This is a genomic window from Segatella copri (assembly GCF_949820605.1).
In the GTDB taxonomy this organism is placed as follows: domain Bacteria; phylum Bacteroidota; class Bacteroidia; order Bacteroidales; family Bacteroidaceae; genus Prevotella.
The window spans coordinates 462,827-485,071 of record NZ_CATKVU010000006.1 but is presented as its reverse complement, the minus strand read 5'-3'; the positions used below and the strand labels follow the sequence as shown (position 1 = coordinate 485,071).

General features: G+C 47.5%; 19 protein-coding genes. 12 read left to right on the top strand and 7 right to left on the bottom strand.

The genetic code is table 11. The features are described 5' to 3' along the window. Positions 1-5: 5 nt before the first annotated feature. The 7 genes from RCO84_RS03030 to RCO84_RS03000 all read left to right on the top strand — a co-directional run bounded on the left by RCO84_RS03030 (position 6) and on the right by RCO84_RS03000 (position 7,204). Positions 6-317, top strand: a complete 312-nt coding sequence (locus RCO84_RS03030; RefSeq protein WP_317573523.1) for a four helix bundle protein — start codon at positions 6-8, stop codon at positions 315-317. A gap of 115 nt (positions 318-432) precedes the next feature. Then, the gene (locus RCO84_RS03025; RefSeq protein ID WP_022121699.1) at positions 433-1,431 is read left to right on the top strand and encodes an NAD(P)H-dependent glycerol-3-phosphate dehydrogenase; all 999 of its coding nucleotides are present in this window, start codon (positions 433-435) and stop codon (positions 1,429-1,431) included. 84 nt (positions 1,432-1,515) lie between these two features. Continuing rightward, a complete protein-coding gene (locus RCO84_RS03020; protein ID WP_006847211.1) occupies positions 1,516-2,871 on the top strand; it encodes a glucose-6-phosphate isomerase in 1,356 nt (451 codons plus the stop codon). Positions 2,872-2,874: 3 nt separating this feature from the next. Then, the gene (locus tag RCO84_RS03015) at positions 2,875-3,600 is read left to right on the top strand and encodes an HAD family hydrolase (RefSeq protein ID WP_317583841.1); all 726 of its coding nucleotides are present in this window, start codon (positions 2,875-2,877) and stop codon (positions 3,598-3,600) included. Positions 3,601-3,665: 65 nt separating this feature from the next. Further along, complete coding sequence (gene gmd, locus RCO84_RS03010; protein WP_022121697.1) at positions 3,666-4,775, top strand: GDP-mannose 4,6-dehydratase; 1,110 nt, start codon at positions 3,666-3,668, stop codon at positions 4,773-4,775. Between the two features lie 2 nt (positions 4,776-4,777). Then, positions 4,778-5,986: a GDP-L-fucose synthase family protein gene (locus RCO84_RS03005; protein WP_317583840.1), complete on the top strand. Its 1,209-nt coding sequence runs from the start codon at positions 4,778-4,780 to the stop codon at positions 5,984-5,986. Positions 5,987-6,001: 15 nt separating this feature from the next. Then, complete coding sequence (locus RCO84_RS03000) at positions 6,002-7,204, top strand: uracil-xanthine permease family protein (protein ID WP_287587038.1); 1,203 nt, start codon at positions 6,002-6,004, stop codon at positions 7,202-7,204. A 462-nt stretch (positions 7,205-7,666) separates the two neighbouring features. Here the strand turns inward: RCO84_RS03000 and RCO84_RS02995 are convergent, their stop codons facing one another. The 3 genes from RCO84_RS02995 to RCO84_RS02985 form a co-directional block, all read right to left on the bottom strand. Next, positions 7,667-9,061 (bottom strand): hypothetical protein, encoded by a 1,395-nt coding sequence (locus tag RCO84_RS02995; protein ID WP_317583838.1) that lies wholly within the window; start codon positions 9,059-9,061, stop codon positions 7,667-7,669. A 53-nt stretch (positions 9,062-9,114) separates the two neighbouring features. Then, complete coding sequence (locus RCO84_RS02990) at positions 9,115-11,916, bottom strand: TonB-dependent receptor (RefSeq protein ID WP_317583836.1); 2,802 nt, start codon at positions 11,914-11,916, stop codon at positions 9,115-9,117. A gap of 77 nt (positions 11,917-11,993) precedes the next feature. Next, positions 11,994-13,067 carry a metallophosphoesterase gene (locus tag RCO84_RS02985; RefSeq protein WP_144151972.1) on the bottom strand — a complete coding sequence of 358 codons (1,074 nt, stop codon included), beginning with the start codon at positions 13,065-13,067 and terminating at the stop codon, positions 11,994-11,996. A gap of 296 nt (positions 13,068-13,363) precedes the next feature. Between RCO84_RS02985 and RCO84_RS02980 the strand changes: the two genes are divergently transcribed. Next, the gene (locus tag RCO84_RS02980) at positions 13,364-13,918 is read left to right on the top strand and encodes a hypothetical protein (protein WP_317583834.1); all 555 of its coding nucleotides are present in this window, start codon (positions 13,364-13,366) and stop codon (positions 13,916-13,918) included. Between the two features lie 144 nt (positions 13,919-14,062). Here the strand turns inward: RCO84_RS02980 and RCO84_RS02975 are convergent, their stop codons facing one another. Next, positions 14,063-15,853 (bottom strand): 1-deoxy-D-xylulose-5-phosphate synthase, encoded by a 1,791-nt coding sequence (locus RCO84_RS02975; RefSeq protein ID WP_317583833.1) that lies wholly within the window; start codon positions 15,851-15,853, stop codon positions 14,063-14,065. 154 nt (positions 15,854-16,007) lie between these two features. Then, the gene (locus tag RCO84_RS02970; RefSeq protein WP_287837199.1) at positions 16,008-16,376 is read right to left on the bottom strand and encodes a winged helix-turn-helix transcriptional regulator; all 369 of its coding nucleotides are present in this window, start codon (positions 16,374-16,376) and stop codon (positions 16,008-16,010) included. Positions 16,377-16,751: 375 nt separating this feature from the next. Between RCO84_RS02970 and RCO84_RS02965 the strand changes: the two genes are divergently transcribed. Beyond that, positions 16,752-17,201 carry a cupin domain-containing protein gene (locus RCO84_RS02965; protein WP_317583831.1) on the top strand — a complete coding sequence of 150 codons (450 nt, stop codon included), beginning with the start codon at positions 16,752-16,754 and terminating at the stop codon, positions 17,199-17,201. Positions 17,202-17,204: 3 nt separating this feature from the next. Here RCO84_RS02965 and RCO84_RS02960 read toward each other — a convergent pair whose 3' ends face one another. Then, complete coding sequence (locus tag RCO84_RS02960; protein WP_317583830.1) at positions 17,205-17,573, bottom strand: MmcQ/YjbR family DNA-binding protein; 369 nt, start codon at positions 17,571-17,573, stop codon at positions 17,205-17,207. 421 nt (positions 17,574-17,994) lie between these two features. Between RCO84_RS02960 and RCO84_RS02955 the strand changes: the two genes are divergently transcribed. The 3 genes from RCO84_RS02955 (at position 17,995) to cydB (ending at position 21,091) form a co-directional block, all read left to right on the top strand. Continuing rightward, the gene (locus RCO84_RS02955) at positions 17,995-18,255 is read left to right on the top strand and encodes a DUF4492 domain-containing protein (RefSeq protein ID WP_260849705.1); all 261 of its coding nucleotides are present in this window, start codon (positions 17,995-17,997) and stop codon (positions 18,253-18,255) included. An 80-nt stretch (positions 18,256-18,335) separates the two neighbouring features. Beyond that, complete coding sequence (locus RCO84_RS02950) at positions 18,336-19,871, top strand: cytochrome ubiquinol oxidase subunit I (protein ID WP_317585494.1); 1,536 nt, start codon at positions 18,336-18,338, stop codon at positions 19,869-19,871. 86 nt (positions 19,872-19,957) lie between these two features. Beyond that, entirely contained in the window at positions 19,958-21,091 is a 1,134-nt protein-coding gene (gene cydB, locus RCO84_RS02945; protein WP_317583828.1) for a cytochrome d ubiquinol oxidase subunit II, read from the top strand. Positions 21,092-21,346: 255 nt separating this feature from the next. Here the strand turns inward: cydB and RCO84_RS02940 are convergent, their stop codons facing one another. After that, positions 21,347-22,171 carry an MBL fold metallo-hydrolase gene (locus RCO84_RS02940; protein WP_317583826.1) on the bottom strand — a complete coding sequence of 275 codons (825 nt, stop codon included), beginning with the start codon at positions 22,169-22,171 and terminating at the stop codon, positions 21,347-21,349. Positions 22,172-22,245 lie beyond the last annotated feature (74 nt).

The following is a 22,245-nucleotide window of genomic DNA, read 5'->3' as shown; positions in this document are numbered from 1 at the left end:
GAATTATGAGCAGCGCAAAAGATTTACTTATGACCAAGAGTATGGATTTTGCTGTACGCATCGTTAATCTATACAAATGGTTATGTAACGAGAAGAAGGAGTTTGTTTTAAGCAAACAACTCCTTCGTTCTGGTACTAGTATCGGAGCTAATCTTTCCGAAGCTCAGTCAGCAATCAGCAAAGCAGACTTTGCTGCAAAGGTTTACATTTCTCTCAAAGAAAGTAAAGAGACATTATATTGGATAGAGCTTTTGTATCGAACTAAATACTTAGACGAAAAGCTATACCTATATATAAGGATGCCAATGAAATGGTAAGTCTTCTTGCTTCTGTTACTAAGAAATTACAACCAGACAGCCATTAAGTCTCACAACATCCAGCATGCAAGGCGTATGCCAACTCAACATTCAACATTCAACATTCAACATTAACATGTATAATTGCGGTAAAATAGCGATAATTGGCGGCGGTAGCTGGGCTACGGCAATAGCCAAGATTGTGGTGGGTCATACTCATCACATAGGCTGGTATATGCGTCGCGATGACCGCATCGAGGACTTCAAGCGCATGGGGCACAACCCTGCCTATCTGATGTCGGCACGATTCAATGTAGATGAGATTTTCTTCTCTTCCGACATCAACAAGATAGTGCAGAACTACGATACACTCGTGTTCGTCACCCCGTCGCCTTATCTGAAGAATCATCTCAAAAAGCTCAAGACGCGACTCAGCGACAAGTTCATCATCACAGCCATCAAAGGTATTGTGCCTGATGAAAACCTCGTTTGCTCAGAGTATTTCCATCAGGTTTACGATGTGCCTTACGAGAACCTCGCCTGCATCGGAGGTCCTTCTCATGCCGAGGAGGTGGCACTGGAGCGACTGAGCTATCTCACCGTGGGCTGTAGCGATACCGAAAAGGCGCGTGCCTTCGCCAACGATTGTCTGGCGAGTGAATTCATCAAGACCAAGACTTCGAGCGATGTCATCGGTATCGAATACTCTTCGGTTCTGAAGAACGTATACGCCATCGCAGCAGGTATCTGTGGCGGACTGAAGTATGGTGACAACTTCCAGGCGGTACTCATGTCAAATGCCGTTCAGGAGATGCACCGCTTCCTGACAGCCGTCCACCCTATCGACCGAAGCATGTACGACTCAGTTTATCTGGGCGACTTGCTCGTAACAGGTTACAGCAACTTTTCCCGCAACCGCACCTTCGGAACCATGATAGGCAAGGGCTACAGCGTGAAGAGTGCGCAGATAGAGATGGAGATGATTGCAGAAGGATATTTCGGCACCAAGTGTATGAAGGAAATCAATCGCCACATGCACGTCAACATGCCGATTCTCGATGCTGTATATAATATATTGTACGAGCGCATCAGTCCGCAAATCGAAATCAAACTCTTGACCGACTCGTTCAGATAGGCACATCCTATCCTTCGGTTTCGGCAGAAGAGTTTGTCTTCAAGTAGTAACATTAACACATTCATTTAGAAATTAAAAGAAAAAATGAAAAGTATCAGCTTAAACATTACAAAGGCTGCATCATTCCTTGCAGAAGGTGCAGTAAAGGCTTACGAGCCTAAGGTTAAGGCCGCTCAGGAAGCTCTTGAGAACGGCACTTGTGAAGGTAACGATTTCTTGGGATGGTTGCATTTGCCATCTTCTATCACTCCTGAGTTCCTCAATGAGATTCAGGCTGTTGCCAATACTTTGCGCGAAAAGTGTGAGGTGGTTGTTGTAGCAGGTATCGGTGGTAGCTACCTCGGTGCACGCGCCGTTATCGAAGGCCTCGGCAACTCTTTCGCTTGGCTCGTAAACGACAAGAAGAACCCTACTATCCTCTTCGCAGGTAACAATATCGGTGAGGACTACCTCTTCGAGCTGACTTCTTTCTTGAAGGACAAGAAGTTTGGTGTCATCAACATCTCTAAGTCTGGTACCACTACTGAGACTGCTCTCGCTTTCCGTCTTTTGAAGAAGCAATGCGAGGATCAGCGCGGTAAGGAAGAGGCTAAGGATGTTATCGTAGCTGTAACCGACGCCAAGAAGGGTGCTGCACGTACTTGTGCTGACAAGGAGGGCTACAAGAGCTTCATCATCCCTGACAATGTAGGTGGCCGTTTCTCTGTTTTGACCCCAGTAGGTTTGTTGCCTATCGCAGTAGCTGGTTTCGATGTAAAGCAGCTCGTTGCTGGTGCGGCTGACATGGAGAAGGCTTGCGGCAAGGACGTAGCTTTCGAGGAGAATCCTGCTGCTATCTATGCAGCTACACGTCAGGCTCTCTATACTCAGGCTGGCAAGAAGATTGAGATTGTATGCAACTTCCAGCCTAAACTTCACTACTTCGCTGAGTGGTGGAAGCAGCTCTATGGTGAGAGCGAGGGTAAGGACCAGAAGGGTATCTTCCCAGCAGCTTGCGACTTCACTACCGACCTTCACTCTATGGGCCAGTGGATTCAGCAGGGCGAGCGCTCTATCTTCGAGACTGTTATCAGCGTAGAGACTCCTAACGAGAAGTTACTCTTCCCTCACGATGATGAGAACCTCGACGGTTTGAACTTCCTCGAGGGCAAGCGTGTTGACGAGGTGAACAAGATGGCAGAGCTCGGTACACGTCTGGCTCACGTTGACGGTGGTGTTCCTAACATCCTGGTTAACGTACCAGAGTTGAACGCTTACTACCTCGGTCAGCTGATCTACTTCTTCGAGAAGGCTTGCGGTATCAGCGGTCTCTTGGAAGAGGTAAACCCATTCAACCAGCCTGGTGTTGAGGCATACAAGAAGAATATGTTCGCATTGCTCAACAAGCCAGGTTATGAGGCAGAGAGCAAAGCTATCCAGGAGCGCTTGAAGAATGAATAATTGATGAAGGAAATTATTTTTAAATATATGAAAGAACACGGCTTTGGGGAATTCAACCCTAAAGCCGTGCTTTTTGATATGGACGGCGTGCTGTACAACAGTATGCCAAATCATGCTGTGGCATGGCAGGAATCGATGAAACAGTTTGATATCCACATGACAGCAGCCGATGCTTATGCCACCGAAGGAGCCCGAGGCATTGACACCATCCAGATGATGGTGAAGAAGCAGAAGGGCATCGACATCACGCTGGACGAAGCACAGAAGATGTATGATGTGAAGACCGAAATATTCCACTCGATGCCTACTGCCGGAATATTTCCTGGCGTAAAGGAAATCATGCAGAAGATTAAAGATGCCGGCATGCAGGTAGGAGTGGTAACAGGAAGCGGACAGCGCCCGCTCATCATGCGACTGCTCAACGACTTCGGCGATTTTTTGGATGAAGCACATATCGTAACCGCCTATGATGTAAAGCGCGGCAAACCAAATCCTGACCCATATCTCATGGGATTGCAGAAGGCAGGAAACCTGAAACCCTGGGAAGGCATCGTGGTAGAGAATGCTCCTTTGGGCGTCCGTGCCGGCGTGGCAGCCAACATTTTTACGGTAGCAATTAACAGCGGTCCGCTACCAGATGAAGAATTATCCAATAAGGGTTGCAATCTACTCTATCACCAGATGACTGAATTCTGTGATGACTTTGAAAACCTGATTGCTAAGGCTTAATCCGGTTCACCCACAGATATTCTGACTTATTCAATAAAAAGACATCATTAAAAACATATAATGACATGAATAGAAAAGTAGCTTTAATTACAGGTATTACAGGCCAGGATGGTTCATACTTGGCTGAATTATTGTTGGAAAAAGGGTATGATGTTCACGGAACTATCCGCCGATCATCTACCGACTACCGCGAAAGAATTGCCCATTTGGAAGGTACACCTAATTTCCATCTTCACTATGCTGACCTCGGTGACTCTATGAGTATCATCCAGGTAATGAACAAGGTGAAACCTACTGAGGTATATAATCTGGCAGCACAGAGCCACGTACAGGTGAGCTTCGACTCCCCTGAGTTTACAGCAGATGTAGATGCTACCGGTGTGCTCCGTATCCTGGAGGCTATCCGCCAATGCGGTCTGGAGAAGACCTGCCGTATGTATCAGGCTTCAACATCTGAGCTCTACGGTAAGGTAGAAGAGGTTCCGCAGAACGAGAACACTCCATTCCACCCTTATTCTCCATACGCTGTTGCCAAGCAGTATGGTTTCTGGATTGTCAAGGAGTATCGTGAGGCTTATGATATGTTCTGCTGCTCGGGTATCCTCTTCAATCATGAAAGTGAGCGCCGTGGTGAGACTTTCGTAACCCGCAAGATTACTTTGGCTGCAGCCCGCATCAAGCAGGGCAAGCAAGACAAGCTCTATCTCGGTAACCTGGATTCGCTCCGCGACTGGGGTTATGCCAAGGATTATGTAGAGTGTATGTGGCTGATTCTCCAGGCAGAGAAGCCAGAGGACTTTGTGATTGCAACAGGTAAGCAACACTCTGTCCGTGAGTTCGCCCAGCTGGCGTTCCACTATGTAGGAATCGAACTGAAATGGGAAGGCAAGGACGAGAACGAGAAGGGTATCTGCGTTGAGGGTCCTGAGGAACTCATCGGCAAGACACTCGTTGAGGTTTCTCCTGATTTCTACCGTCCTACCGACGTGGTGAACCTCTGGGGTGACCCAACAAAGGCAAAGGCTAAGCTCAACTGGAATCCTAACACCACCTCTTTCGAGGATCTCGTAAAGATCATGGTAGAGAGCGATATGGCGAAGGTAGCTGCCGAGGATGCCGGTCAGAAGGTTCGCTGCAATCTTGCAGAATATTTGGAAAAGGGAATTGTCAAGTAATTATGTTGGATAAGAATTCAAAGATTTATATTGCAGGACACCACGGACTCGTGGGTTCTGCTATCTGGAATAACCTTAAGAAGAGAGGTTATAACAACCTGGTAGGTCGTTCTCACAAAGAACTCGACTTGACCGACCAGTATGCAGTAGAGAAGTTCTTTGACGAGGAAAAGCCTGATGCAGTAGTATTGGCTGCTGCCTTCGTGGGCGGTATCATGGCGAATTCATTGTATCGTGCAGACTTCATCATGCAGAACATGAAGATGCAATGTAACGTAATCAGCAACGCTTATTCTCATGGCGTGAAGAAACTCCTCTTCCTGGGCTCTACCTGCATCTATCCTAAGAATGCACCGCAGCCTATGAGTGAAGATGTACTCCTTACCTCTCCGCTGGAATATACCAACGAGGAATATGCCATCGCCAAGATTGCCGGACTGAAGATGTGCGAGAGCTACAACCTTCAGTATGGTACCAACTATATCGCTGTGATGCCAACCAACCTTTATGGTCCAAACGATAACTTCCATCTGGAGAACAGCCACGTAATGCCTGCGATGATGCGCAAGATTTATCTTGCCAAACTCATCCACGATGGCGACTGGCACAGTATCGAGGTGGATATGAACAAGCGCCCTATCAACCCTACTGATAAGCTCCGCGAAATCATCGGCGAGGATAACGTAGACGGCAGCAACTCTCACGAGCGCATTCTGAAGGCGCTGGAGTTCTATGGCATCTACGACAACAAGGTAGTGCTTTGGGGAACAGGCAAACCATTGCGTGAATTCCTCTGGAGCGAGGATATGGCAGATGCCAGCGTTCACGTGCTCCTGAATGTAGATTTCAAGGACATCATCGGTATCGAGAAGTACAGTTCTGTATTCTATGGTGCCAAGGTAGATGGTGCTGTGGATAGAAACAACTCTGAGGGCCGTGGTGGCGCTATCCCTTCTCTCGGTGAGATTCGCAACTGCCACATCAACGTGGGTACCGGCAAGGAGCTCACCATCCGTGAACTTTCTGAACTTGTAGTAAAGGCAGTAGGTTTCGAAGGCGAAGTAGAGTTTGACGCCAGCAAGCCAGATGGAACCATGCGCAAGCTCATCTCTGTAGATAAGCTCCATAGCCTCGGATGGACGCATAAGGTAGAGATTGAAGATGGTGTGAAGAAACTCTTCGACTGGTATCAGGAGAGTCTGAAAGGCTAATAAAGAATATCGACTATGGATACAGAACAACTTTCTATGACCAAGAAAACCCTTGTGGGAGTACAGTTTCTGTTTGTGGCTTTCGGTGCAACGGTTCTGGTGCCTCTTCTGATAGGCATCGATCCGGCAACGGCTCTCTTCACCGCTGGTGTAGGAACCTTTCTTTTTCACTTCATCACCAAGGGTAAGGTGCCTATTTTTCTGGGCAGTTCCTTCGCCTTTATCGCCCCTATCATCGCTGCAACCAAGCAATGGGGACTGCCGGGAACAATCGCCGGACTAACCAGCGTTTCTCTGGTGTATTTCGTCATGAGCGCCCTAGTGAAATGGCAGGGCAAGAAACTGCTGGACAGGATTTTTCCTCCGGTAGTCATCGGTCCCGCCATCATCCTCATCGGTCTCTCCCTTTCGGGCAGCGCTGTGGATATGGCAAAGACCAACTGGATTCTCTCCTTTGCATCGCTCATCACCGCTATCCTGGTGCTTAACTTCTGCAAGGGCTTGATGAAGCTGGTTCCTATCATTTCGGGAGTTATCGTGGGCTATGTCATCGCCATCTGCATGGGCGAGGTAGATTTCTCGGGCGTGGCAGCGGCATCATGGTTCTCATGTCCTGTATCCTTCGATACCATCACCCATTTCTCCTGGGCTCCATTCCTCTATATGTTGCCCGTGGCAATAGCTCCGGTGCTGGAGCATATCGGCGATGTATATGTGGTGAGTGCCGTAGCCAAGAAGGATTTCGTGGCAGATCCGGGATTGCATCGCACGATGTTGGGCGATGGACTGGCATGTCTCTGTTCAGCCTTTCTGGGCGGACCTCCTGAGACCACTTATTCAGAGGTAACAGGTGCGATGTCTATCACCAAGGTAACGAGTCCTGCCGTGATTCGCATATCCGCAGCCACCGCCATCTGTTTCTCCATCGTGGGCAAGTTGAGTGCTTTGTTGCAGAGTATTCCTCAGGCGGTTTTAGGTGGCATCATGCTGCTGCTTTTTGGAACCATCGCAAGTGTGGGCGTTCAGAATCTGATGCAGAACAAGGTAGACATGAATGAAACCCGCAATGTTATCATCATCTCTGTGATGCTGACGATGGGCTTGGGTGGCGCCGTTCTCTCATCCGGTTCCTTCGCCATTTCCGGCATCGGTCTTTCCGCCGTCATCGGCGTTGTTCTCAACCTCGTTCTTCCTAAGACGAAGAAGAAAGAGGCATAAATAAGGAAAAAGCTTTGAAAACGAGATTGTTTTCAAAGCTTTTTTCTTTTTTATTAGAACAAGAAGAGGGGTAAAACAAGGATTTTAACCTACTAAAACAGTTCTTTCAACTAAGAAAAAAAACATTTATACCTAGATAAAATCTCCGTTCATAGACGTTGAATGTCCGTTCAAAGACGTTGAACCGCCGTTCAAAGACGCCGAACCGCCGTTCAACGTCTATGAACGGAGATTTCAATAGGGTTAAAGAACATTTTATCCTATAATCAACCAAGATTTTTCCCGAGATTAACACATTATTAATACAGGAAGAAGGAAGAAAGGAGATAAGAGAGATGAAGAAAAGACGTTGTTTCTATCTTGAACTAAAACCGATTATACAAGAAAAGCGTGCAAGCTACATCTCTGTCGCCTGCACGCATCCTCTTTTTATTTAATCGCGCTATGATATATAATAGCTTTTTACAATCTCGCTCCGAATCTTGCGCTTGGCAATGGAGCGGTAAAGTAATAGTTCTGGTCGTTATTCTTATCCAGGAAATTCACCTGCTTCATACCGAAGAATGGCAGACCACCAGGGAAGAGCGGAGTAAAATCGGTTACACCACCAGAGAGAGCAGGACTGTTATCCTGATACTCGAAATTCCAAGTCTTATCGAATGCCAATGGAGCACCATTCTCCACTTTATCAATCTCGCAGTTGATGTTCATCTTGTCGCTCTGAGTGAAACTCTTGAAGAGAGGGTTGAACTGACCAGCCACGCTGCTCTTGATATCAGTATCAAACCAGATGCCCAAAGCTGCATCCTTCGCCATCTGCTCTACTCCTGTTGCGGTAGATGCAAAGTAGTAGTTTGGAGTAAGACGGCTGTGCTCCATATCAGCACCATCCTTCTTTGGCTGCTTCAGGCCGAAACGTGAATCATAGATGAGGTTGTTCACAAAGATTGGCTTCGCAGCCTTCTCTACCCATACAGAACCACCCTTCTTGTTCTTGGCACGGCGCCATCCGCAATTAACTACGGTATTGTTGTAAGCAGTCATCTCGGTAAGCGGAATCACCTCACTATTGCCGGCATTAGAGAGTTTGAAGGCGTTGGTGCAGGCGTTGTAGATGATGTTGTTGGCTACATCAAGTTTGCAACCAGCCTTTACGTTGATAGCCTCGCCGCCATCGGCAGCATTTCCGCTATCAGCGAATATATTGTTGATAATCACACCGTTACCACCAGTAAAGTAAGTCTGATCGTTGTAGTTGTCATGGAAGAAACTGTTTGCCATCACGAACTTACCATTCACATTACAGAAGTGGAAGGCTGGCACACCACCATCAATGGTAGTCTTGAAAAGCTTGTTCTGGAAAGAAGCAGAACTCTCGGTAGGAGTAGCACCGGCATAGGCCACATCTACGTGGTTGAGCACCACCTCTTCTGAATTGTAGCCGCAGATGATGCCGCCCCAATCGGCAGGTTTCTTGGTATCAGAAGTGATAGTAACTGGCTTCTCGGCGGTTCCCAGACAATAGAGATTGCCCAATACCACGATTTCTACCGGTACCTGAACCTCTGATTTGCAGGTAACAGTTACGCCCGGCTCGATGTAGAGCGATGTTCCTACAGGAATCTCCACGCTCTCGCTGAGGGTAGTATCCTTGCTCCAAACCAGAGAGCCTTTAGGATATTCTGCCACCTTAGTTGTAATGACATCTTTAGAACCCTGGTTCTGGTTGCCATCACTACCATTAGCGCCATTATTCACGTAATCGTATGGATTTATATTATCGTTCTCGCAAGATGTGGAGAACATTGCAGCTGCTACCATCATAAGCAAAACTGCAAAAGTATTTATCTTTTTCATTTTTTACCTTTTTTTCTTTTTTACCTTTTTGCCTTTAAAAGCCTTTTTACCATTTAAAGCTTGTATCTTACGCCCAGTAGGAAGGTTCTACCGTACTTATATGTACCTACGATGGTCTTATCGCTCTTCTGTCCCTCATACTCCAGGTTGCTCTTGTTCACGGTCTTCAAGTATCTCTCGCGCTTGGCATCGAGCAGATTGTTTGCCTTGAAGAAGACGGAGATGCCGTTCTTGAATTGCTTCTCGGCACTCAGGTCGAGACCGAACATCGCCTTATCCCACTGGTCGGCATCCTTAAAAGGAGAAACCAGGGCGAGCTTGGTACCCGTGAAGGAAGAGGCAAGCTGAGCATTCCAGCCATTCTCCGTATCCTTATATAATAAGGAGATATTGGCGGTATGAGGAGCCTGGTTAACCAGCGGACGGGTCTGGGTTACGCCCGATTTATACTCGGCACTACCCTCATTATACTCACGCTTCGAGGTGGTAATTTCTGAATGGGTGTAAGTATAATTCGCCTTTACTCCGAAGTGGCGGATGTACTTGATTACATCAATTTCGAATCCCATGTTCTTGGCATTACCCAGGTTATCCGGTGTATAGTAGGCATCGGTTCCGGCACCAATCTTGCCATCAGAAGTTACGAACACCTGCTCAATCGGGTCCTTCAGATACTTATAGAATACGCCGGCAAGAATCTGCTCGGTCTTGCTTGGGAACCACTCCCAGCGCAGGTCGATGTTGTCGATGCGCGCACGCTTCAGGTTTGGATTTCCCTTCTCCTGATACTCCTCGCCCATAATCTGATAAGGCACAATCTCATAGAAGCCCGGACGGTTGATGGAGCGATAGTAAGAGAGACGCACGTTCATCTTCTTGGTTGGAGTCCATTTGATGGATGCAGATGGCAGATAATCCCAGTAGCTCTGCTCGCCTACCTGTCCCATGTTGCGGAAGTGCTGGAGCATGGTGTAAATCTGGTTGGTATGCTCGGCACGGAAACCGGCATTCAGTTCACCCACCTCGCTCTTCAGGGTTACCATGGCGTAGGCGCCTCCGATGTGCTCCTTGGAATCGTAGTTGAGTTGCGAAGCCTGAGAATAAGGAGTTTTGCAAACCCAATCGATATTGGCATACTGCTCTAATCCGTTTCCATCCATCGTCTGCGAGATGTCAGCAGGATTGAAGATGTAAGAATAATATCTGTTGCTGCGCTCTTTTCTGCGATACTGCGCACCCGCCTTCCAGAGAGCCTCCACATCATTGGCGAAATGGGTATCGTAAGAAAGGTTGATGTAACCCGCCCAGTCGGTATCCTTGTTGTGCTGGAACCGGCGCTCGGCACTCTTTGGCAGGGTCTTGGTGATGTTCTTGTCGGCATCCCAGATGGAACCCGATACGGCATCGCCGCCATTCTCGGCTTTTCTGCTCACGGTATTCGTCAGGGTTACGTAGGTTCTGTCTGGATCTTCCTCCTTTGCCTGCGAGAATACGCCCGACCAATCTACGGTAAAATCCTTGGTAAGATGATGCGTACCCTTCAGGTTAGTGGCGAAGATGCTCTGGGTGGTTGAGAGAGAGCGCACCTCATCGTCCTGGGTATAGCTGTCGGCTCCGATGTATTCGGTGTTGACGCTGTTATTGTATCTGATGCCCTTGGAATTGGTGTGCACATACATGTTGTACCATTCCAGCTTGTGGCCAGGCAGGGTTAAATCTATCTTGGCATGAGCACCCGTGGTAAGATCATGGATGCTGTAGTAGCGATGTTGCAGATTGGAAATGTACATTGCCTGCTCGCCCGAAGCCATCTTTACGGAATTGTAGGTGCGCTCGGTGCCACGGAAAGTATTCTGCACGCTTCCGGCGAGCATCACGCCCAGGCGGTCGCCCCAGAAGCGGTTGCCGATGCTCAGACCTCCAATGAAATTAGGAGATGGCATGGAATGGCTCTTCAACTGAACAGGGCCGTTCTTGAAATCACTCATCTGCGCCTTGTAGTCTTTTCCGAAAGCCTCGTAAGGAGCCTTCTTTGTATAATCAGAGCGGTTGCTGGTAAGATAATCTCTGCCATCCTTCCAGAAATAATCACTTGCTCCGATGGCTGCATTCGCCTGAATCTGGAAGCGGGATGGGGCATCCTTCATCACCATATCGACTACGCCGCCAGCTGCATCACCTTCCATATCAGCTGTCAGAGACTTGGATACTACCAGGCGATCCATCAGATCTGAAGGGAAGATATTCAGCGGAATATAGCGGTTTTTATCATCCGGACTTGGAATCTTCACGCCGTTTACCAGGGTGTAGTTGTAGCGCTTGTCCATGCCTCGAAGGATGGCGTAGGAAGCCTCGCCCGATGCATCACGCTCCATGGTTACACCCGACACACGCTGCAGAACGCTCGCCACGTTGACATCAGGCGAAAGCTGGATGCTCTGCTGGCTCATCACGTTGAGCACGTTGCCGGCATTCTTCACGGTTTCTATGGCGCTACGGTCGCTGCGGTATTCACGGTGGCCTGTGACCACCACTTCGCCCAACTGCTTCAGGTCTTCATCCATCGGAATATCCACCTTGTCTTTCTTAGCCACATCTACTACCATCTCCCTGGTCTTGTACGACATGTAGGAAACGATGATGGTAAACTTGCCTTTATCAGGCAATTCATGCAGGGTGAAAGTACCATCGAGTCCGGTGGTGGTACTCACGTTAGGCAGCTCCTTTACTCGGATTACGGTTCCGATGAGGGGTTCACCCGTTTTGTTATCCTTGACTATACCATCCAGCGTATGTGCCTGGATGGAGGTAGTCGCAGCGGCTAGAAGCGCCGCACTCAGTAAAATTCTTTTCATCTATATCGCTATTGAAATCTTCATTCGTTTCTTTTCGCAAAAAAGCTCCTTTTACTTTTTTACCTTTAAAAGCCTTTTTACTTTTTTACCTTTAGAACCGTGTGGATGATTTTTCCATCCTTGTCTATCATCGACATTCTCAGCTGCTTCTTATCTACTGTAAATACAGAGAAACCATCGGCAGAACTGCAGAACACAGTACCATCGATAGGCTTCACAGGGCGAGCCAGAGATGAAGAGGAATTGACTACGTAGTCGATGTTGTCGCCCTTCTTCTGGATGTGCTGGAAGTTGTGGATATGGCCGCAGGCATAAATCGCCACATTATTATATTTATGGAGGATAGGAAGAAGGCGCTTCTGCATGTCGAGACGCTCACTCTCCTTCTTCTCGGTGTAGGCGTAGATAGGATGATGACCTACCACGATGACCCAGTCTTCCTTGGCATTCTTCAGGGTTTCATCGAGCCAGGAGAGCTGAGCCTCAGCATCCTGCTTGCAGGCATCAGGATATTTTTCTGTCGCCTTGCGATAAGAATCGATAAGAGGTGTGGTGTCGAGGAAGATGACACGGATGGTGGTTCCCTCGTGGTCGAACACCTTGGTGTAATATTTGGCTGGCATCATCCAGCGTCGGCTCACCTTACCATAGTCCATAAAAGCCTGAGTATTACCACGATACTCATGGTTGCCACAAACCGGGAACCAGTCGAGCATCAGGTCTGGATGAGAATAAACGTATTCGTAATTGGTAAGCCACAGAGGATCCTGGGTGGAAGCCACGCCATTGAAATGGTGGATGTCGCCTACGGCAAGTACGCATTCAGGATCTACCGTGCCAGCCATCTCGCCCATCAGTTCGGCGATAGACTTCTGGTCGTAGTAGCCGTTGCGACCCATATCATTGGTCATGTAGAGGGTGATTTCGCCCTTCAGTTTCTGCCATTCGGCAGCATTCGCCTTCCAGTTAGGATTCTGCGGAATAGCGGTTGCTGCACTCTGAGAACAAGTGGTTAATGCTGAGTTTTGAGCCTGTGCAGTCAAGCCTCCGCCCAATAATAAAGCCGAAGCCAAAACTACAGTTGCTACTCTACCTTTCATCATAGCAAAGCCTTTGCTATTGCCATACTTACCCGAAACTTTCTTTTCCATTTTTTCTTTATCTGACTATAATACCTTATTAAACTATATTAAACTATTTCCCCTTTCAGGGCAATACTTGTTAAATTTCGGGTGCAAAGGTAAGGGTATAATATGTCAAAGGGGTTACAAGGATTTGAATTTGCAGATAAAGAATGCTACAATTTTGTTACAGGAATCTCCCCGATGCTTTTAGGGAAAATCATACGCAGGTTTATGGTTTTCCCCTTGTTGTTTTCAGCTATTCTCCCTATCTTTGCACCAGAAATAAATAAATGCAGTAATAACCCTTTAAAGAGAAGATAGTTATGAAAAGAATGATTATGACATTGGTAGCAGTATGGATGATGATTACATCTATGAATGCTCAGAGACTGACAAACATTCAGGCAGAGGCTCGTTTTATCACAGATAAGATGGTGGTAGAACTGGGATTGAGCAACGCCCAGCGCAACAATCTCCTGAACATCAACTTCACCTACCTGGACGGCATCCGCAGCTATCGCGACATCGATGCCTACGGCTGGCATTATCGCAACAAGCAGCTCAAGCGCATGATGACCGCCAGACAATGGAAGAGATTCAAGGACTCTTACTATTTCTATCGCCCTATCGGTTGGAATAATCATGTGTATGTTCACCATATTTACACCAAGTATCCAAAGCATAACTGGGGACACGACAAGCGCCGCCCTCGCCCTGAGTGCAGCTACGGAAGACCAGGATGGCCAGGCGGAACTCATGAAACTTACGGACCAGGAAAGCCGGGCAAGCATCACAAGCATCACAAGCACGATAAGAAGTGGAAGCACGACAAGAAGAAGTGGAAGCACGATAGAGATTGGGATGATGATGATGATTGAGATAATGACTGGGATGATGACTAAGATTAAGACTGAGATTAAGACAAACATTCGATGATAAAACAGAAGAAATCCAAGCTAGAGATGATTCTCCGGCTTGGATTTCTCGTTAAATAAAAACTAACTATGCCGTCTAACTAATCATTAATCATTAATAACTAACAAAACGTCTTCCACAATCTGCTCATCGAGCAGGCGATTATCCGAAAGCAATTCCTTCACATCGTATCTGTCGTAGAGTCCCTTCCTGATGCCGCCCACCATCACCTTCATTTCTGAAGTGCCATAGTAAGAGGCGATACGCTCGCCGAATCCGCCATCCTTCGAACCATCCTCCAGGGTTACCACCAACTGATGGTTTGCCTTCAGGCTATCCAGCACTTCGGCATCCACCTCATTCAGATAACGGGGATTGATGAGAGTAGCATCGATACCCTTATCAGCCAACAGGCGGACTACATTCTCGCCCTTCTGATAGAACGAACCGGCGGCGATGACTGCCACCTTCTCGCCCTGGTGCATCACCTTGTACTTTGCCTCGTAACCATACTCTGTATCAACGGTTTCTGAAGTATGAACCACGCCATTGCTTGGCACGCGGATGGCAACAGGTTTCTTATCCTGCAGAATGCTCCAGCGAAGCATGGCGAAATACTCCTCGCAGGTGGTTGGAGCCAGATAGATGAGCCCCGGAATGCTGCAGAGCATCGGAATATCGAAAAGGCAGATGTGGGTGATGTCGTTCATCGAGTTCACTCCACCTCCTACCACGTTGATTACGGCTGGGTTGGAATTGATGCAGAGGTCTTGCGCTATCTGGTCGTAGGCACGTTGGATGAAGGTGCTGTAAACCGTCCATACCGGATGCAATCCACCCTTCGCCATTCCCGAAATCATGGCTACCGCCTGCTCTTCGGCGATTCCCATATCGATGTGCTGCTTGCCAGCCAGTTGGCGTTTATCGGCAGTAAAGCCGCCAGCAGTAGGAGTACCGGCGGTTACGGCGATGAGGGTATTATCCTGCTTCATCTTGCTGAGCATCCAGTCAGAGAATAATGTACCGTAATCTTCAGTCGGAGCAACCTTCGGGAGGGTTCCATCGGCATTCCTTCTTGGTCGCGAACCGTCTTCCAGATTGAAAGGCATTCCCCAATGCCAAGCCTCCTTGTTGGCTACGGCTGGCGCAAATCCATGACCTTTCTCTGTGTGAATGTGAACCACGGTAGGCTTATCCGTATCCTTTACGCTCTCGAAAACCTGGATGAGTTTTTCGATGTCGTTACCCTCTTCCAGATACTTGTATTCAAAACCCCACGCCTTGAACCAGTTGTGCTCGCAGGTGCCGTTGCTCTGGCGCAGGGCACGCAAGTTCTTGTAGATTCCGCCATGATTTTCGGCGATAGACATTTCGTTGTCGTTCACCACGATGATGATGCCCGTACCGAGTTCCGAAGCCTCATCCAGTCCCTCGAAAGCCTCGCCGCCAGAAAGGGAGCCGTCGCCGATAATGGCGATGATGTTCTCATCGGTTCCCTTGATGTCGCGCGCCTTCTGCAAACCGGTGGCAAGACTCACGGAAGTGGAAGTATGCCCCACCTCAAAGTTATCATACTCCGGACATTCGGCAGGAGAAGAATAGCCCGAAATGGCATTCATGTCATCCACATCGCCGAGGAATCCCGCAGCTCGTCCGGTGAGCACCTTATGCGGATAACATTGGTGGCTTACGTCAAACACGAGCTTATCCTTTGGCGCATTAAAAACGTAGTGAAGCGCCACGGTAGCCTCTACGAATCCCAGGTTCGGTCCCACATGACCGCCATGCTTGCTTACACGGTTCAGCACAGCCTGTCTGGTTTCATCAGCCACCACCTGCAGCTCCTTCAAATCCAGCTTCTTCAAGTCGGCTGGCGACTTTATTTTCTCAATATACATATTTTTTATACTTATAGTTATATGATGATCATGATTTCCGAGTGCAAAGATACGAAGATTCTCGAAAACACGCATTACCCCAACTACAGAAAAAATGAATGTTTTTCCGGAAATCTCATCTAGGATTATTCTTCAGGAAAACTCATCTTGGAAATCAGCCTGCAGCCTTATCCCTATCCTTCAGAATCACAGCCATGTTATCCAGCGCCCATCCTATCAGATGATCCATAATAGGAATAAGGGTTTCAGTACGGGGTGTGAGAGAATACTCCACTCTTGGCGGCACTTCGGCATAAGCCTTGCGGGTAACGTAGCCATCAGCCTCCAACGATTTTAACGTGCTGGTAAGCATTTTCTGCGAAATATCCGGAATCAGCTTACGCAGGGCATTAAACCGGAGGGGACCATCCTGATGATTTTTCAGGGTGTAGATTACCAGTAGCGACCACTTGTCGCAAACGCGCGCCAGAACGTTACGGATGGGACAGTCCTGCACTACCATTTCTTTTATCATTCTTCCCATAATCTATCTTCTTTATATTCTACAATAATCTATAATTTTCTGCAATAATGTTCTGCAAAACTCTATAATATTCTGCAATAGGCTACAAAAGTAACTAATATCCGGAAAGATACCAAACATACCAAGTTAATCTAAGTTAACGCTTCATTTTTCTTTCTCCCATTCCCTCGCAATAGTTACCTCCCGGTAACCATCTTACCCCCAAGTGCCCTCTTGCAGGAACCAGTTTTTCGCAGTATCTTTGCAGCGCAATTCAGAAATGAAAGCTGAAAGCAAGCGCTATTCAGAATTGAAAGCTGAAAGCAGAAGTATTCACAAATTCACAATAAGAAATAAAAAAAAAAGAAATATAAACATTTTAAAATAACAGACAAGATGAAAGAAACAAAGATTATTGCAAAGGCAGAAAACTTCACAGCCACAGATTTTGGTAAGATGAGTGAAATCAAGGATTACACCTTAGAGATGGGTCCTGAGATTAAGATTCCTGGAAAGGTATTCGGAGGTCAGAGCGTGAACGCTACTGGTGGCGAGTTCTCATTCCAGAGCTTTGCTCCTGGCACAGAGACAGGATTCCTCCACACCCACAAGAACCACGAGGAACTGTATTTCTTCCTCAGCGGCAAGGGCGAGTTCCAGGTAGATGGCAAGGTATTCCCTATTCAGGAGGGAAGCGTGGTGAGAGTAGCACCAGCCGGCAAGCGCTCTGTTCGCAACAACGGTACAGAACCACTCGTGATGCTCTGCGTGCAGTATAAGACCAAAACCTTTACAGCCGAAGATGCAACCGACGGCGTGATTCTCAACGATAAGGTGGAGTGGTAGAAACTACTCCACCACCTCCATGATTTCAGGATGCTCAAGCTTTTCCTGTTTCTTGAGCTTCTTCACTACTTCGGAATAACTGTGGCGAATCAGGGCCTGGATGAAATCATCTTCCAGCGTGCCATAAAGGTTTACCTGATTCCAGTATTTCTTATTCCAATGCCATGCGCCTTCTATTTCGGGATGCACTTCCCGGAGTTCGAGGGCGTAATCGGCATTACATTTCATCGTAACCCATTCCGGGCACTCCAGGTCAGCACAGGCAAAGATCTTGCCCAAGATGCGAAACACCAAGGTCTGCTCATCAAAAGGAAAAGCCTCGGTTACGAGGGGAAGCGAGAGGCAATACTCTCTAACAGATTCTATATTCATAATTTCTTCTGATTATTTCTGATTAAAATGTTTCTATGTTTTAGGGGACAAAGATAATGAATTCTAATGAAACCGCAAAACTTATTCCACAAAAAAACATCAGATTTTCCAGCACAACGAATTCTACGATGTTTTCTCTTTAAAGTACAAAGATTATTGTAACTTTTTATTGTAATGAGACTGCAAAGATAGGCGATTTTTGGGGGAGAAGATTTTAACACAAAGGAATAAAACGAGAGTTTTTAGAGAAGATAGATTACTTTTTGATGGATAAACAGATGAAATTAAAAAGAAAAACTTTAAAATAACTCCCTTATGGGATATCTAAAAACAACCTTTTTGTAACTTTTTCAAGAAAATATTTGGTAGTTACATAATTTTATTGTAGATTTGCAGCAGATTTTTTAAAGAAGGAGTGCTTATGCAGAAGAAAAAGGATAAAAACCTGATGAAAACGGATGTAAAACCGATGAAACAAGGACTGCTGTCCCGGATATTCCATCTCTATTACGATGGTTTCAGGACGATGACCCTGGGCAAGACGTTGTGGGCTGTCATCCTCATCAAGCTTGCCATCATCTTCCTGGTGCTCAAGCTCTTTTTCTTTCCAGATTTTATCAATACGAATGCCAAGAACGGAGACAAGGCTGGCTTCGTTTCCAAGGAAGTTCTGAACAGATAAAACTCTGGATTTCAATCCTATACCATCAAAATAAATACAAAAACATTATATAATAACAATTATAAAACCATTCAACTATGATGACAAATTTATTGTTAGACATTACATCAGCCACCATCGACTGGTCGAGGGCGCAATTCGCACTCACGGCCATCTACCATTGGCTGTTCGTGCCGCTCACCCTGGGACTGGCAGTAATCATGGGCATCGCCGAAACATGCTACTACCGCACCAACAAGCCGTTCTGGAAACACGTAAGCCGTTTCTGGCAAAAACTCTTTGGCGTGAACTTCGCCATAGGTGTTGCCACAGGCATCATCCTGGAGTTTGAATTCGGCACTAACTGGAGCAACTACTCCTGGTTTGTGGGCGACGTATTCGGCGCTCCCCTAGCCATAGAAGGCATCCTGGCATTCTTCATGGAGAGCACCTTTGTAGCCGTAATGTTCTTCGGCTGGGATAAGGTGAGCCGGGGCTTCCACCTTGCCTCCACCTGGCTCACGGGACTTGGCGCCACCATTTCTGCCTGGTGGATTCTCGTAGCCAACGCATGGATGCAATATCCTGTAGGTCAAGAATTTAATCCCGACACCATGCGCTTCGAGATGACTTCGTTTATGGATGTGGCACTCTCGCCATTCGCCATCAACAAGTTCACCCATACCGTTACTTCCTCCTGGATTATCGGCGCCACCTTCGTAGTAGCCGTAAGCTGCTGGTATCTCCTGAAGAAGAGAGAAACCCAACTGGCGAAGGCGAGCATCAAGATGGGTGCCGGAGTAGGACTCATCGCCACCCTGCTGGCTGCGATGACCGGCGACAGCTCTGCCTATCAGGTGGCACAGGTGCAGCCGATGAAACTGGCAGCAATGGAAGCCTTATATAATGGTGGAAAGGGCGAGAGCCTTACGGCGATAGCAGCCGTTCACCCCTTCAAGCAGCCCGATTACGAAAGCGAGCAGGAGCCAGCCATGCGCATCGCCATCCCCAACATGCTCTCGTTCTTAGCCACCCGCACAGCCGATGGCTACGTGCCAGGCGTAAACGATATTCTCAAGGGTTACACTAAAGAGGATGGCACCCGGGAACCATCCGCGCAGGAAAAGATAGCCCGGGGCAAGAAGGCGATAGTTGCCCTGAAAACCTATCGTGAAACCAAGGCGCAAGACCAGCTCCCTATCTTAAAGGAAAATATGAAATACTTCGGATATGGTTACATCAAGGACGCCAAGGAACTGGTGCCGAGCATCCCTATCTGCTTCTACGCCTTCCGCCTGATGGTGGGAGTAGGATGCCTGCTCATCCTCTTCTTCGCCCTCAGCCTATTCTTGGTCTATAAGAAGGAAATCGCCCAATACCGATGGTTTCTCATTTCCGCCATCATCATGATTCCGCTGGCTTACATCGCCTCAGAATCGGGCTGGATAGTAGCAGAAATCGGTCGCCAGCCTTGGACCATCCAAGACCTGCTGCCAGTAAGTGCCGCCATCTCCGACATCGAGGCAGGCAGCGTGGCCACCACCTTCTTCATCTTCCTGGCACTCTTCACCACCATGCTTGCCGTGGAAATCAGCATCCTGGTGAAGCAGATTAAGAAAGGACCGGAATATGAATAATCTCTCTGATAATCAATGTTTTTCAGAAAGATTTCGAAAAGAATCATAGGATAGTTTTTCAGTAAACAACAAAACCCGAAAGTATTATGACATACGAATTTTTGCAATCATACTGGTGGTTCCTCGTATCATTATTAGGAGCCCTGCTGGTGTTTCTCATGTTTGTACAGGGAGCCAACACCTTGATATTCTGTTTGGGAAAAACGGAAGAAGAGCGTCGCCTCATCATCAACTCTACGGGACGAAAATGGGAGTTCACCTTCACCACGCTCGTCACCTTCGGCGGAGCCTTCTTTGCCTCGTTCCCGCTGTTCTACAGCACCAGTTTCGGCGGAGCCTACTGGCTGTGGATGATCATCCTTTTCTCGTTTGTGATTCAAGCCGTGAGCTATGAATTCCAGAACAAGATAGGTAATTTTCTTGGACCGAAGACCTTTCAGATCTGCCTCATCATCAACGGCATCGTGGGTCCGCTGCTTCTTGGCGGAGCCGTAGCCACTTTCTTCAACGGCAGCAATTTCCTGATAGACAAAGGCAATATTACCAACAGTCTGCAACCCGTCATCAGCCGCTGGGCAAACGCCAGTCATGGTCTTGATGCCCTGCTCGACCCATGGAACGTGGTGCTGGGACTTGCCGTACTGATGCTAGCCCGCATTCTGGGCATGCTCTACATCAAGAACAACATCGAGCACCCGCAGATTCAGGAGCGTTGCACCCGCCAGTTACCATGGAATGCCCTGCTCTTCCTATTGTTCTTCCTGCCATTCCTCATCAGATTGCTGGTAAAGGATGGATTCAGCACTTCTTCCGGTATTACGATTGAGAGCATGAAGTATCTTCACAATCTTCTGGAGATGCCAATCTTGATTGTAATATTATTAATAGGTGTAGTACTCGTTCTTTTCGGCATTTTCAAGTCATCGAGGAGCGTGCAGTATAGAAAGGGAATCTGGTTTACGGGCATCGGAACCGTGCTCACCGTGCTGGTTCTGCTGCTGATAGCCGGCTGGAACAATACCGCCTACTATCCATCCAACATCGACCTTCAGAGTTCGCTCACTCTCGCCAACAGTTGCAGCAGCGAGTTCACGCTCCGCACCATGGCGATAGTTTCCCTCCTCATCCCGTTCGTGCTCGCCTACATCGTCTTTGCCTGGCGCGCCATCGACCGCAAGCGCATTACGCAGGAAGAAATAGAGCAGAGAGAAGCGTATTAAAAAAGGCAGGGAGAAGCGTATTAAAAAAGGCAGGGAGAAGCGTATTAAAAAAGACTGAAAAAGTGAGTCTCTTCAAAAGTCCCACAGATACCACAGATTTACACAGATTCATTCTTGCCATAATCGGGAGGATAATTCCCTAAATATTCAAACAAAAAATCTGCGTGCCTTTTTATCCAAAGACCGAACAGGTCAAGAATCTGTGTAAATCTGTGAAATCTGTGGGACAAAGAAATCTGTGGGACAAATAAAATCCTACAGCTCTATCACCTCCAAATCATCCGGAACGAAGATTCTACCCTTGAAGTTCTTGGCAGCTTCACGGGTGTAATTTTCTTTACGATTAGCGAGTGTTTTCTCCTCCGTATGATACAGGATAAGATTCTTCACGCCCAGTTCCTCCGCCAGTTTTCCGGCATCAAGCGCCGTGCTGTGGCACTTCTCATAAGGCTTGAAAGTATCGCGGTCGGCATAGAGACAGAACGCCTCGCACATCATCCAGTCAGCCCCCACTATGTAGCGTCGGTTCTGCTCGTTATAAGGTTCATCACCCAGGCACGCCAAGACCAAAGGCTTACCCGATTCATCAGAAGAAGGCAACTCTGCTCGGAATCCGAACTGTTTTTCCTTAGTAGACTGAATATCAAAGCATTCCAGCTTCATATCCCCCACTTCGAAACAATCGCCATCTTCCAGCTGATGGAACACCACCCTTTCTGCCACCTTAGTCAGTTGCTTCTTGGCAAGAATCATGTCGATGATGGTCTTGATCACCTTCATCACCTTGTCGTTTCCATACACATGCAGCAATCCCTCATATCCCTTACATTGTGCCACCATTCGGATTACCCAGATCACACCCAACACATGGTCGGTATGGGCATGGGTAACGAAGAGGTGATGAATATCAGAAATCTGAACATTCACCTTCTTCAGCTGCGCCAGTATTCCGTTTCCTCCGCCCGCATCCACCAGCATCAGGGTGCTGGGAGTCTGGAGCACAAAACAGGTATTATAAATCTGGGAAACCGTAGCATTTCCCGTTCCGAGCATCGTAATTTGAGTCGTGATCTTATCCATTATCTTATTCGTTATCTATTTGATTCACGTCCGCAAAACTACTCATTTTCTGATAAACCACCAAGAAAAAGCCC